Origin of the sequence: Chryseobacterium camelliae (assembly GCF_002770595.1) — a bacterium.
GTDB classification, from domain to species: domain Bacteria; phylum Bacteroidota; class Bacteroidia; order Flavobacteriales; family Weeksellaceae; genus Chryseobacterium; species Chryseobacterium camelliae.
Window position 1 is genome coordinate 2,445,753 of the sequence record NZ_CP022986.1, and the last position, 13,882, is coordinate 2,459,634.

The following is a 13,882-nucleotide window of genomic DNA, read 5'->3' on the forward strand; positions in this document are numbered from 1 at the left end:
GGGGCAAAGATAGAACCTTCAACCCACAACTTCCAAATTTATTTAACATAAAGTTCATATTAATTTTACTTTGTGGGGAAAATGGTACGGTAGGGCCCTGTAATAACAGCACTTACGAGAACAGCTGTACTTATCCACAGGGATCAGGGCATAAGTAATAGGTAATGGGTAATGGGTAATGGGTAATGGGTAATGGGTAATGGGTAATGGGTAATGGAAGATAAATGATCATTGATGAATGATGATTGATTAATGATAAATAATAGGCACTCATTCATAAGCTTCCAGGCATGAGACCCGTTTACGTTGAGTTACAAGCTGATATTTACCATTGGATAATATTCAACAGTAATATTCGTATCTCATAAATATAGAAGATTTATATTATAATAAAGGACAAATAATGCTTGTAATGCAAAAGATATTGAGCTGACAATTAAAAAGAGCATGCCATTATCCTGTTAAGAGTTTTCAGATCTTAACTTATTAGCTCTACATCTCCCCAACTCCGTTTCAAGATATTTGCTTGAGAATTATTCTGAAGGGTGCTCCTATAAAAAGCCTGCCTTTATTATTGCAAGGCAGGCTTATATTCAATTAAGCACTCATATTATATTGAAGGGCTGATATAAATGATAAATCAGTTTAATTTTACCTGATCATAGATTACACTTAAAAATTCGGCAAAGGATTTTTCAAGGCCGATGATGTCACCGGATTTAAGGTTTAATCCCCCTACCCCCGAATGATCTGCTTTTACTTTTGCAGATGATACCTGGAAATACATGTTCTGATCTCCAGACTTCGGCTGTACTTTTATGGAAGATCCCAGAAGCTTTTTGGTAGAGATCGAATATACCTGATTGGGAACTATCTGAAGCTTAAGATATGATCTTGGTATTATTGTATAGTCCTTATCATTGACCGCTATCTTCTGATCTTTATCTGCTGAAGCAAATAAATACAGGTAACCCGCCTGATCTGATATTTTATCTTTTGAAATATAATACAGCCCCAGCTTATAATTAGCCGGATTAAAAGGTTCGGTTTTGCCATCTATCGTTTCAAAAGGTTTCCATGCAAAAGCATTCGCTCCGATTTCTTTCGCCTTTTTATAAATCATAGAAAAAATACCGGCATCATCACGGGAATATCCCTGAACTTCTATTTCTCCTAGATATTCAGCGTCTGAGGAACCATTATTTAAACTATAGAAAAACTTATCCTTATTGTCGCTGGTTTTTTCAACTTTCGTAAGATAGACTTTCTGTGCAGATACAACCTGAGCGAGGCAAAACAGAACTACCAGTAAGTAATTTCTCATGATACAGGTTTGTTTTCCATTAAAATAGTAATACATTCTTCAAGGCTATTTTCCCAATATTTAGGTTCGATAGCGTAGGTTTCTTCTATCTTATCCAGACACATCGTACTTCTCGCAGGCCTTTTTGCAGGAGTTGGATACTGATCAGTCGTGAGAGGGTTTAATTGTACTGAAGAACCTGAGAGCTCAGCAATTTTGCGGGCAAACTCAAACCAGGTTGTCTCCGGGTAATTGGAAAAGTGGAAAATCCCATATGTCTTCTGAGGATTTTCAATGATCATCATAATAGCTTCTGCCAGGTCGTTGGCATTTGTAGGCTGCCCGAACTGGTCTGACACGATTCCAAGTTCGTCTTTCTGGGCAAAGAGGTTCATCATGGTTTTCACGAAATTCTTATTGAACTCCGAATACAGCCAGGAAGTCCTGATAATGATGGTCTGAGGGTTATTTTCCAATGCCAGCTCCTCTCCTTCTCTTTTTGACACACCGTATACGCCGGTAGGATTTGTAAAATCATCTTCCGAGTAACATAGATTGGTTTCCCCGTCAAATACATAATCCGTAGAGACATGGATGAATACCGTTTTATTTTCTGCACATGCCTGTGCCAGGGATGCCACACCGTACGCGTTCACTGCAAAAGCTTTTTCACTCTCCTTCTCTGCCAGATCTACTGCGGTGTAAGCAGAAGCATTAATACAGTAATCGGGTTTATGGTTGTAAAAAAAATCGCTGATCTGATCTTCATTGGTGATATCCAATGTCTGGGAATCTGTGAAAATAAATTCATATTTATTCTCAAAGTCGGGCGCAATTTTACGCAAGCAATTGCCTAACTGGCCGTTCCCTCCTATAACTGCTATTTTCTTCATGAATTTCTGGCGTTTTGTGATCTTAAAAATTTAACTCGTGACTGAAAGTCTTTCTGATCTAAATCTACATAGAATTTATGGAATGTCTCTTTAATTTCTTCAGGATGAACTTCAGACTTCCTTGCTTTGACGTTAAAATAGATAACCGTTACCCATAGAACCGCATGAATGGTTTTTTCATCCAGGCTTTTCATCAGAATTTCCACCTTGGCGGTACGGTCCTGAATTTCTATGGTTTTGCTGCTGATGACCACCTGTGTATTATACCGTACTTCTTTCAGATACGCAATTTCATTCTGTATGGCAATCCAGGTACAACCGGTCTTCTGGGTATATTCTTCGTAGGTAAAACCGTAAAATGTCTCTACATGATCTTCCCGGGCATTAAACATATAGTCCAGGTATTTTACATTATTCAAATGTCCTATCGGATCGCAGTCGCTGAACCTGACTTTTACGGTAGTTGATACTTCTTTTTCCATGCGGCAAAATTAAAAAAACCACCTCTAATAAAGAGATGGTTTGCTTTATAATATTTGTTAATTTCTGTAATTATTGAATTCCTAATTCTTTTTTTACAGCTGCAGTAGCATCCGGACCGTTTTTGTAAACGAAAGCTGATGAATTTGCATCCATGATATAGTCATATCCGCTTGCTTTGGCTACTTTGCTTACTGCATCGTTAAGTTTTTTCTCGATTGGTTCGTAAGCCGCATCCTGCTTAGCTACAAAGTCTTTCTGTGCCTTGTCGTTCATCTGCTGAATTTCTTCACCCAGCTTCTTCATCTCAGCTTCTCTTGCTGCATTCTCATCTGCTGTTTTTTTAGGTGCTTCAGTCTGGTATTGCTGGAATTTAGTTTGGGCAGCGTCTGCTTTTTTCTTAATTTCTGCCTGCTTGGCATCAAGGAAAGTTTTCAGGTCAGCATCTGCTTTTTTCTTTTCAGGCATTACATTAAGAACACCTATAACGTCTAAAGTAGCAATTTTTTGAGCTTTTGCCATACCTACCGATACAACCATCATTACTGCTGCAAATAATACACTTAATTTTTTCATAACTGGTAAAATAAATAATTTAATTTGTTTTTAGATTTAAAAATGCGGTAAAAGTTAATTCTAGCTTTTACTTTTTGTTATTAGTTTTTTCTTTTTTCTCTGTACCCTTTAACAGGACATCCAGAACTTTGTCTGTGTAGTCAAACCTTTTCTGAAGGAAAATAACATTCACGTTATTGCTTTTATCCAGGACAATCCCTAAGCCATTCTTTTCAGACATGGTTTTGATGGCATTCCAGATCTGGTCCTGGAAAGGCTGAACAAGATTGGTCCTGAGCTTGGTAATTTCTCCCGTAGCTCCGAAACGCAGGCTGGTAGTTGTCTTGATGTTTTTTTCAAGATCCGTCACTTCCTTCTCCCTCAGCTTAAGCTGATCTCCTACCAGCAATACTTTTTCGTTTTCAAAGGCAGACCTTTTCTTCTCGTACTCTGACTGTAAACTCTGAAGCTCATTCTGCCAGGTATCAATCTGTGCATTCAGCCTTGCTTCTGCTTCTTTATACTGAGGCATCATGCCTAAGATGTATTCGGTATCCACCACACCAATTTTCTGGGCGTTGCCTAATCCGAAAAGCAAAAGTAAAGCGAACGTGAAAAGTATCTTTAGGTTTTTCATATCTTTTATAATGACTGGTTCATCAAGAAATGGGTCTTCCATCCTGAAGGTTCTGTTCCAAGAACTGTTTTATCAAATCCATACGCGAAGTCAAATCCGATAAGACCGAAGGCTCCCATGTAAACTCTAACCCCTACCCCGACTGATCTTTTGAGCTGGAAAGGATTATAGTTGCCCCATGAATTCCATACGTTACCTCCTTCTGCGAAAGTAAGAGCATAAATTTTAGCCGTCTGGTTCAGTGATATCGGGTATCTTAATTCTAACGTAAATCTGTTATAAATAGTACCTCCTCCTTTCTGTGTAATATCATCTACGGTACCTCCATACGTGGAAGCATTTTCATAACCTCTCAAAGGAATCAGTTCTCTACCGTCAAATCTTCCTCCGAACAATCCTGTTCCCCCTACATAGAACCTTTCAAACGGAGGAGCTCCCAATTCTTTATTGTAGCCATCCATAAAGCCCATTTCGGCAGAAGACCTCAATACCAGCTTCCCTACGATTTCATTGTAGACATCCGCTTTGAACTTGATCTTGTAAAACTCCATCCACTTGTACTTGTCTGTCGGAGTCATGGTTGCATAATTCTTATTGCTGAACAATGAATAAGGAGGCGTCAGTTTTGCGGAAAGCTCTATATTGGAACCCGTAGTCGGGAATATAGGGTCAATCCCGGCAGAATTCCTCGTTAATCCAAGGTTGAGACTTAAGTTATTGGCGTTACCGTAATATTCTGTCGTATTACCGAATTCAAACGGATAGTTGCTGAAATTATACTTCTGATACTGAAGCCCTGTGTATAGGAAGAAATAATCATCCGGCCACCTGAGCTGCTTGTTTAATCCTACGGATGCAGAAAAGATATTCAGCTTTTGTGCATTACCAGCACCGTCTGAATATTTTACCCTTGAATTATTGATGCTTACAGAAAGGGCTGTTGGTTTTGTTCCGAAAACCCAAGGTTCAGTAAATGAAACCCCATAATTCTGGAAGTATTGTCCTGCCTGTGCCTGGATGGATAAAGTCTGCCCGTCTCCCTGAGGAACCGGTTTGAAGTCTTTAAATTTCAGGAAGTTTCTCAAAGAGAAATTGTTAAAGGTAAGCCCTAAAGTTCCGATAAAGCTGTTTCCACCATAACCGGCCTGTAACTGTACCTGTGAAGATCCTTTTTCTACAAGCTTCCAGTTGATGTTTACCGTATTATCTTGCTGATTGGGATCAATATCCTGCCCTATCTGCTGTGGATCAAAGAAAGACATTCCGGCAAGATCAAAGTAAGTTCTTTTGATATCACTTTTTGCAAAGAGATTTCCCGGTTTCGTTCTCAGTGCACGCAGAATAACGTGGTCATGGGTAGTTGTGTTACCCTGCCAGGTGACTTTATTCCAGGTTGCTTTTTCTCCTTCATTGATACGGATTTCAAGGTTTACAGCATCTCCGTTGACAGATTTTTCCACCGGAATTACATTGGAAAACAGGTACCCGTTATTCATGTACATTGACTTAATATCAGAGTCATCTTCTTTTCCTCCGTCTTCCCCAACTTTTTTATTGAATCCTACCGCATCGTAAATATCCCCTTTTTTATATCCCAGCATTCTCTGGAGATAATCGGTAGGATATACGGTATTACCGGTAAAGGTGATGTCACCAATGTAATATTTCTTACCCTCGTTAAGCTTTACATTGATTTCGTAATTGTTTCTTTTATTCCTCCATACGGAATCAGAAACGATGGTTGCGTCCCTGTATCCTAATGAATTATAATAGTTGATCAGGTTTTGCTTGTCCTCCTGATATTTTTCTTCGATAAATTTAGACGGCTTCAGAATACCGCCGATGCCGAATCTCTTCTGTTTGGTCTCCTTGAAACCCTTCTTTCTGAGTTTTGCATCCGTTACGCTGTTGTTGCCCTCAAATTCGATATGATCGATTTTGACTTTTTTACCCTTTTCAACGTTGATCGTCCAGTCTACCAGAGACGGATCATTGGCATTTACTTTATCCTGAATGGTAATCTTGGCATCTGCAAACCCTTTCTTAACATATTCTTTAGGAATATTGGTCTTAAGGCTTGAAACAAGATTCTGGGTTATCTTCGTTCCAGGCTTAAGGTTATTATCTTTGGCAAGCTTTTCGTTCTTGGATTTCCCGATCCCTTTACCTGTAAATTTCACTTCCCCAAGTTCTTTAAGATCCTGAAGATGAAATCTCAGTACTACAGTTTCTCCTTCAACACTCTGTACGTATACTTCAACTTCCGAAAAAGACTGTGTATCCCAGAGTTTTTTGATGGCATTACTGATTTTCTGTCCCGGAATATCTACACTTTCACCTTTTGAAAGGCCTGTAAATCTCAGGATCTGAGCCGGTGTGTATTTTTTCACCCCATCTACCACGATGTCTTTCAACGTGTATGTGCCTGTCTGGCTGTCTGCATGTACAGGATTATTGTTCACCTGTGTGCTGTCCTGCGGAGTTACCTGTCCATAAAAATGTGCAGAAGCAACAAACATAATGATGGGTAATAGTCTAAACTTCATTTTATCGTAGTCTTTCTTTTCTTAATGTTACTGAATCTTTATTTGTTCACCGGTCATGCCGTATCTTCTTTCCTTATTCTGATAATCAACAATACACTGGAAGAAGATATCTTTTGTAAAATCCGGCCATAGAACATTTAAAAACTGCAGTTCTGCATAGGCGATCTGCCAAAGGAGGAAGTTGCTTATTCTCACTTCACCACTGGTTCTTATCAATAAGTCAACTGGGGGGAAATCTTTTGTATAAAGATAATTTTCGAATAATTTTTCATCAATACTTTCAACATCCACTTTGCCTTCCTTTACATCGGCGCTTATGTTTTTTACGGCATTCAGTATTTCTTTCTGGGAGCCATAACTTATGGCCAATACCAAATTGCCTTTTGTGTTTTCTTTTGTAAGTTCTGTAACCCGAAGCAATTGGTCTTTGACCAAAGGTGGCAATTTATCAAGATCACCAATCACATGCATTCTTAATCCTTTACTGAAAATTTCATCGGCCTCCAGAAGCAATGTCTCTGTAAGCAGATTCATTAAAGTGCTTACTTCATTGCTCGGACGGTTCCAGTTTTCTGATGAAAAAGTATAAAGGGTAAGATAAGGAATGTTTACCTCATTACATGCATTGATGGCATTCCTTACGGCATCAATGGCATTCTTATGACCAAAAGTCCTCTCTTCACCACGCGATTTTGCCCATCTTCCGTTACCATCCATAATAATGGCAACATGTTTCGGTAAATTCTCAGAATCTATTTTATCTTTAATCAACGACATATCACTAATCACAATAACATGGAGGTCTTCCAAAGGAATAGGTAAGTCCGAGGCTTACGGTATTCATCCAGTCCCTGGATTCCTGATCTCCAATATTTCTATCTCCTATAAATTTAGCCTCTCTTTCTTTGGATACCACGTAATAAGCTCCCGACTGCAATAAAGACCCACCGGTTGAAGGGTTCAGGATATCTCCGTTATAGGTAGACACCACATCTTTTCTCAGTACTTTGCTGTAATCCAGCTGGTCTGTAAATGCATATCTGAACATTGCTTCTGCAAAGATAGCCCAGTTATGATTGAACTTATACTTGAGGCCTACACCAAAAGGCACATGCATTACCGTTTTCTTCACTGTGGAATATACGGGAGTGGTGGTAAAGTCCAGTTCATTGATCGGCGCCTGGGCAACTCCGTCTGCATCTCTTCTGTAATCATTAACCAGGGTAGCCTTAGGAGCATCAAACACCAGCCCTCCTACCCCGGCAAAAATATAAGGGCTTACCAAGCCTCTTTCCTGCTCATTGTTAACCGGGAAAAAATTGTATTCAAACATCAAGCTAGCTTCATATACATTGTTCTTCCCGAAAGAATTTCTTGCTCTTCTGTAATCCTCTTTTGCCGCCTTATCACTGAACTGCACCTGATTGTATCCAAGATCTAATCTGACAGTCTGATAAGGATTAAAATTAAAACGATATAATAACCCTCCGTAAAACGGAACTCCCCAATCTGAGGTTCTGCTTAAATCCAACGGCTTTTGTAAAATATAATTTGTCCTTCCTACATCTCCCACCAGGTTACTCATACCCAGACGAACTCCCAATTCGTTTCTTTGTGCTTTTACGCTTACCACAGTCCCCAGGGCGGCAAGGAAGCTAAACAATAGTTTTTTATTCATAAAAGAATATGGATTTATGGTTATATTCAATTTTAATTTTTGCAAATATAAAACATTTTTATATTAATGATTATCTTAATGTTTAGTTAAAAATAAACAAAAAAATATAATTTGTTATAAAGTAAACGGCAAACTGCTGAATTTATTCTTTTTTCATCAGATTCATCAATTTCAATACGCAATAAACCCCCATCACATGAGGGTTTAACGCATTTACTTTCTAAATATTGTCTTTACTTTATTTCTAATTCTGATGAGGAGCGGCTCTTTATAATTTTTGTCTTCATCAAAATAACCATAACCATAACCGTAACCATACCCGTAGCCGTAGCCGTAACCATACCCTTGTTTTGTATTATAATCGTTATATACAATACCCAAATGCTTCACTTCCCCTTCGTGGTACTTTTCCGTAATCATCTTCAGCATATACTTCTCGGTATATTCATGGCGCACAACATATATATTGGCATCCGAATACTTCATCAGCTCAAATGAATCGGCAACCAGACCTACCGGAGGAGAATCTATAACAATAAAATCATATCTCTTTTTAAGCTCTTCAATGAACTTCACGTTTCTTTCGCTCATCAGGAGCTCAGAAGGATTAGGCGGTATCGGTCCTGAAGTAGCAACATCCAGGTTGGCCACTCTGGTTTTGTTGATGATCTGGTCGATCGTTACCTCACCGGTCAGATAATTGGAAATCCCGTATTGATTATCAATTTTAAAATCTCCGAAGATTTTCGGTTTCCTGAGGTCCATTCCTAATAAAATGGTTTTCTTATCACTTAATCCAAGCACCGAAGCAAGGTTGATCGAGATATATGTTTTCCCTTCACCACCGATGGATGAAGTAATCAGTACTACTTTGCTCTGGTTATTTTCACCCGACAGGAACCTCATATTGGCCCTGATCCCCCTGAAGGCCTCGGAGACAGATGATTTCGGCTGTTCCAGAACGGTCAGCATGTTGTCATTGTTATTATTACCTATCACACCCAGAAGAGGAATCCGAGTTGCATTAAGCATCTCTTTAATATTCCTGATCTTATTATCAAGCACTTCACCGGCAGCAATAAGGAACAAAGGAAGGAGCAATAACCCTCCTATGATCACCATCTTGGTTCCTTTAATATTGGGTGCAATCGGAAGCTGGCCTACGTTCTTCGCAGGGTCGATTACAGTGATATCGGACTGATTGGTAGCCAGCTTCATCTGGGTTTCATTCTGTCTTCCCAATAAACTGTTGTACGTAGCCTCAATCATGTTGTATCCTCTTTCCGCATCAAGGTATTTCCTCTGCTTTTCAGGATAAGATGTCATATTAGCATTGGCTTCGGCTACTTTCTCGTTGATTTTGTTGATTTCGGAATTATATCTATTGTAATAATTGCCTAACATTCCTGAGGATCCCGTTTTAGCCTCCCTGATCTGCCTGTTAATCTCAAGCATCGGCTCGGAACCGGGTGTATAAATGGTCGAGAGTTCCCTTCTTTTCTCATATAATGCTTTAAGCTCAGCCACTGTGGCCCCGAACATTCCATCTTCAAACCCCGCAGCATTCGTGCTGATCATGTTATTGAAATTCTGAGACTCTATTGTATTCCTTATTCTGTTCAGTGAATTGAGCTTACTTACCAAATCCGCTTTCTTTGCTTCGAGATCTTTGATTTCTGTCAGCGTTTTTTCATCCCTGTCCTTAATATCGTAGAGCTGCTCACTGGTTTTAAGATAGTTAAGATAGTTTGCACTGGAATCAAGTTTTTTCCTGATATTATCTAAGTTATCTTTAAGATAGATTTCGGTATTCTTGTCTACCGTCATTCTGTCTGCCAGCCTTTTTTTCTGCAGCTGCCCTACTGATTTGTTAAGGAAATTAACCGTGCTGTTAAGATTATATCCTGTTTTGGTAATAATCATAATGGTATTAATCTCTTTATCAAACTCAACTCCTATGGTAGAAACAATATCATTCACCATCTGATTGACGGTCGAAAGATTTACAATGATATTCGTAAGCCTGATTTTTGGTTCCAGGGTATTTTTAACCAGCCTGAACTTTAAGTTTGGAGAAGTATACCATTCACCTACTTTTATAACTTTATTCTGAGGCCTTGCGTAAGGCTGCACATTCTGGAATCCTTCATACTGATAATTGTAAAGATTGGTGGTTTCTCCTTCTTCCGGCAGAACAACTTCATAAGTCCCGTTAGATTTGGGGATTAGCGTAATAGGATAATTAACCTGCTGCAGATGTGTTCTGTCTATCTCTAAAAACACGGGGGAATCATCTTTGTCCAGGTAAGTAGACTTGATCATTCCTTTCGTAGAATAATTAACGAACAGATCCAGTTCCTTGACCAGGAATTCATTATGGGATCTGGACAGAAGCATCTTTTTGAGATACACTCCATCCTGATTTCCTCCCTGTCCCCATATAAAATTGATGGACTGATTGGGTGTAAAATAGCTTGCCGTATTATTGGAAACGCTTAATGATAAATTAGAGGCATAGATGTTCTGTGCATAATACTTCCCATAAACCCAGGAAATCACGTATCCTGCCAGGAACATCATTAAAAACCAGTACCAGTTTCTCAGAAGCCTCCTGATGAAATGCTCAGCATCAAATAAAGCAAAATTGCCGTATTTCTCTTTCTGAGCATCATTTCGTTCTACTTTGGAATTCTTTTCCGGAATCATGGTTATAGGTTTTTAAGAAGTAGATAAATAGATAATGCCGTAGTAATTACTGAAACGCCTGTTGTCAAGGTCTGTATCGGATCCTTTCCGAATCCGTTCAGGCTTTTCGCCCTTGTATTGAGGTAGATTTCATCTCCATTCTGTACATAATAGTAAGGGGAATTCATCAAGTCCTCACGGGTAAGGTCAATCTGAGCAATTTTGATCCCTTCAGGCAGCTTTCTGTGAATAACGATATTTTTCCTGTCAACGGTACGGTTCAGTCCGCCATTCATAGCCAGGGCTTCTGTAATGGTAAGGGTATTTTTATGGGCTACCTTTTCTCCTGAAACTCCTATGGTTTCAATATCTCCTAAAATATAATAGGTAATCCCGTTGGTATTCAGCCTTACCTCAGATTTTCCCTGCTGGAAGTTTTCGTTTACTTTTTCCTGAATCTCTTTGGCAACTTCATCTATTGTCCTTCCTTCTGCTTTAATGTAGCCGATACCAAAAACGTTAATATCCCCGTTAGATTCTACTTTAAGGCCATTGAAATAGAAATTAATGTTTCCTCCCATTCCTGAGCCAGAGGCACTCATAGCACCTCCAACAGCATTATTGACTCCGGCACCTCCGGATCCCCCTGAGGTGTTCAGGGAAGAATAAAACTGGGCTGCATCCCCCTTGGGAGTGGTTATGATATTAAGGTTCAGAATATCATTTTTAGTAATTCTGTAAATCGGAATATTGTAAGGAACAAGGCCTTCTTCATTAATAACAAGGCTTTCGTTAGGCTGCAGATATCTTACTTCTTTCGTAGTAATACAGGAAGTAAGCATACATGAAACCAGGAGTAGGAACAAATACTTATAATTTTTCATTATTTTTTTTCAATTGTTTGCAAAAATAAAAATTTAATTATTACTTTTTGTACTTCTTGCATTATAAATAAAATCCGGTATATAAGCCCCGAGAAAACCAAGAAATAAGATGATCAGCAAAAGCAGATTGATGTTGATGTGCCTCAGGTAATAGGCTAAAGTAACAATAAAAAGGTAATAAACGATAATATAAAAACTGGATCTCCGGTGCGTAAGATTCAGTCTTAAAAGTTTGTGATGGATATGGTTTTTATCAGCATCAAAAGGTGATTTCCCATTGACGAGCCTCACAATAATCACATTGAGCGTATCTACAATAGGCAGAATGAGAATAGCCACTGCCACTACAGGAGCAGACTGCAAATGGTATCTCGGTACATTGGGGAGCGCCTTATCGATAAAAATATCTATGAAGCATATGGAAGTGAATGCCAGAAGGAATCCCAGCAGCATAGATCCTGTATCTCCCATGAATATCTTGCTGGTCCTGTAATTAGACAAATTGTAATACAGGAATGCCAGTACAGCACCAATAATAATTACGGAAAAAACAACCAGCGGATAATTGTACTCTCCCAACCGGTAATAACTGATTCCGAAAAGAGCACTGCATATGACCGAATACCCTCCGGCCAGCCCGTCAATACCATCAATCAGATTAAAAGCGTTGATCAATACAATGAATGTGATAATGCTGAACAGCACACTTACAAAGTAGGTCAGTTCATAAACACCCAATATGCCAAAAAGGCTTCTGATACGGATATCGGACCCAATGACGATCAATGCTGAAACTACAATCTGCGCGACCAGTTTCTTATAGGCCCTCATGACCACAATATCATCCATGACACCGATATAGAGCAGAATGATAAGCGAAGCAAACAAAAACTTATACAGGTCAAAAAGCTCATAGGCAAAGATTGATGTACATATTCCGATAGAATAAAAAATAGCAATACCGCCCAAGTTGGGAATTTTCCGCAAATGTGAACTTCTCAGTCCCGGCTCATCCATAAGATTCTTTCTTTTGGAAATCTTGATAATGGTAGGTATGGAAAAATAGGCGATAAGAAACGAAAAAAGAAAGCCCAACCCTACCTTTATATAAAAAAGGGGAATGCCTGACTGTAATAAGAGCAATTCAAAATTCTTCATTTTTTTTCTGTTCAAAAATACCGTTCTGTTTCTGAGAGGGAGTCATGAGTGAAACAGTAGTACTTAAATTTGTGTTATTAACTTTCTTATCAATGTCTTCTGCCCGGCAAAAAACAACAGATAAAAAATCTTTTTTTTCAAGGGCAAAGATAACAGATAATTTTTATCAAATCGCTTATACTTTAATATATCTTTCATTCTAAGATGCCGATCCTGCATGAAACGGGATAATGCAGCATCCATTGTACGGAATACATCTTCATCTTTTACAAAGGCCAGATAGGCAAGGAATGAATATACTCCCTCGAAAATCTGGAAGTTTTTTAATGCTGTATGTTTTTCTGCAAAAGGCGAATTTCTGAAGACCTGCTCTACGTCTTCCACTGCCCGAAATATATCAAGTCCTCGCTCGGTATGCGTTTTTGTAATGGAGTCTGATCTTTCCAGGTAATTATAAAAAAACGTCTGGGTTTGTGCCAGGATATGGCATTCCAGCAGCAGTTGCGGGATCAGCTGGATGTCTTCAAAATGCGCAGATTTTTTGAATCTTTTTTGCTGAAAGAGTTCTTTCTTAAACAGCTTGTTGCAGGCAAAATAACTCAGGTCAGAAAAAACAGAAAAATGCTCTACCAGATTGATTTTTTCAGGCATATTGGGAACTTGTCTCAGCTCCTGGACTACTTTGCCCTGCTCATTAACTTTCCGGATATTGCAGATCACCATCCCGGCATCATGCTTTTGAGCCAGTTGCAGCATTTCCTGAAACATTGTTTCCTCCACATAATCATCACTGTCCACAAAACCGATATAGTCTCCCGTAACCCTGTCAAGGCCATAGTTCCTGGCATCGCTCAGGCCGCCGTTATCTTTATTAAATGCTTTTATCTTTCCCTGATACTGGTCGGCATAATGCTGAATAACAGCTGCGGAACGGTCTGTGCTTCCGTCATTAACCACCAGGATTTCCAGATCCCCCAGCGTCTGACTGACCAGGGAGTCCAGGCATTTTGCCAGGTAGCCTTCCACATTGTAAACAGGAACAATAACGGAAACCTTAGCCATA

12 protein-coding genes are annotated in these 13,882 nt (G+C 39.1%); all 12 read right to left on the bottom strand.

Translation table 11 applies throughout. The features are described 5' to 3' along the window. Positions 1-640: 640 nt before the first annotated feature. The 12 genes from CGB83_RS11225 to CGB83_RS11280 all read right to left on the bottom strand — a co-directional run bounded on the left by CGB83_RS11225 (position 641) and on the right by CGB83_RS11280 (position 13,881). The gene (locus CGB83_RS11225; RefSeq protein ID WP_100075851.1) at positions 641-1,324 is read right to left on the bottom strand and encodes a hypothetical protein; all 684 of its coding nucleotides are present in this window, start codon (positions 1,322-1,324) and stop codon (positions 641-643) included. Next, positions 1,321-2,196, bottom strand: coding sequence for a dTDP-4-dehydrorhamnose reductase (rfbD, locus tag CGB83_RS11230; protein WP_100075852.1), 876 nt, complete (start codon positions 2,194-2,196; stop codon positions 1,321-1,323). The genes CGB83_RS11225 and rfbD overlap by 4 nt, the downstream gene beginning before the upstream one ends. Beyond that, complete coding sequence (locus CGB83_RS11235; RefSeq protein WP_100075853.1) at positions 2,193-2,678, bottom strand: acyl-CoA thioesterase; 486 nt, start codon at positions 2,676-2,678, stop codon at positions 2,193-2,195. Before CGB83_RS11235 ends, rfbD begins: the two co-directional genes overlap by 4 nt. Positions 2,679-2,748: 70 nt before the next feature. Beyond that, positions 2,749-3,252: an OmpH/Skp family outer membrane protein gene (locus CGB83_RS11240; protein ID WP_100075854.1), complete on the bottom strand. Its 504-nt coding sequence runs from the start codon at positions 3,250-3,252 to the stop codon at positions 2,749-2,751. Between the two features lie 67 nt (positions 3,253-3,319). Continuing rightward, the gene (locus CGB83_RS11245; RefSeq protein ID WP_100077571.1) at positions 3,320-3,868 is read right to left on the bottom strand and encodes an OmpH/Skp family outer membrane protein; all 549 of its coding nucleotides are present in this window, start codon (positions 3,866-3,868) and stop codon (positions 3,320-3,322) included. Between the two features lie 5 nt (positions 3,869-3,873). Next, on the bottom strand, positions 3,874-6,414 hold the full coding sequence (gene bamA / locus CGB83_RS11250) for an outer membrane protein assembly factor BamA (protein WP_100075855.1): 2,541 nt from the start codon (positions 6,412-6,414) through the stop codon (positions 3,874-3,876). A 27-nt stretch (positions 6,415-6,441) separates the two neighbouring features. Further along, positions 6,442-7,191: a polyprenyl diphosphate synthase gene (uppS, locus tag CGB83_RS11255; RefSeq protein ID WP_100075856.1), complete on the bottom strand. Its 750-nt coding sequence runs from the start codon at positions 7,189-7,191 to the stop codon at positions 6,442-6,444. Between the two features lie 4 nt (positions 7,192-7,195). Next, positions 7,196-8,092 (bottom strand): type IX secretion system protein PorG, encoded by an 897-nt coding sequence (porG, locus tag CGB83_RS11260; protein WP_100075857.1) that lies wholly within the window; start codon positions 8,090-8,092, stop codon positions 7,196-7,198. A 213-nt stretch (positions 8,093-8,305) separates the two neighbouring features. After that, positions 8,306-10,798, bottom strand: a complete 2,493-nt coding sequence (locus CGB83_RS11265) for an exopolysaccharide transport family protein (RefSeq protein ID WP_100075858.1) — start codon at positions 10,796-10,798, stop codon at positions 8,306-8,308. 2 nt (positions 10,799-10,800) lie between these two features. After that, on the bottom strand, positions 10,801-11,661 hold the full coding sequence (locus CGB83_RS11270; RefSeq protein WP_100075859.1) for a polysaccharide biosynthesis/export family protein: 861 nt from the start codon (positions 11,659-11,661) through the stop codon (positions 10,801-10,803). 33 nt (positions 11,662-11,694) lie between these two features. Further along, complete coding sequence (locus CGB83_RS11275) at positions 11,695-12,819, bottom strand: glycosyltransferase family 4 protein (RefSeq protein WP_100075860.1); 1,125 nt, start codon at positions 12,817-12,819, stop codon at positions 11,695-11,697. 63 nt (positions 12,820-12,882) lie between these two features. Continuing rightward, positions 12,883-13,881 (bottom strand): glycosyltransferase family 2 protein, encoded by a 999-nt coding sequence (locus CGB83_RS11280; protein WP_100075861.1) that lies wholly within the window; start codon positions 13,879-13,881, stop codon positions 12,883-12,885. Position 13,882 lies beyond the last annotated feature (1 nt).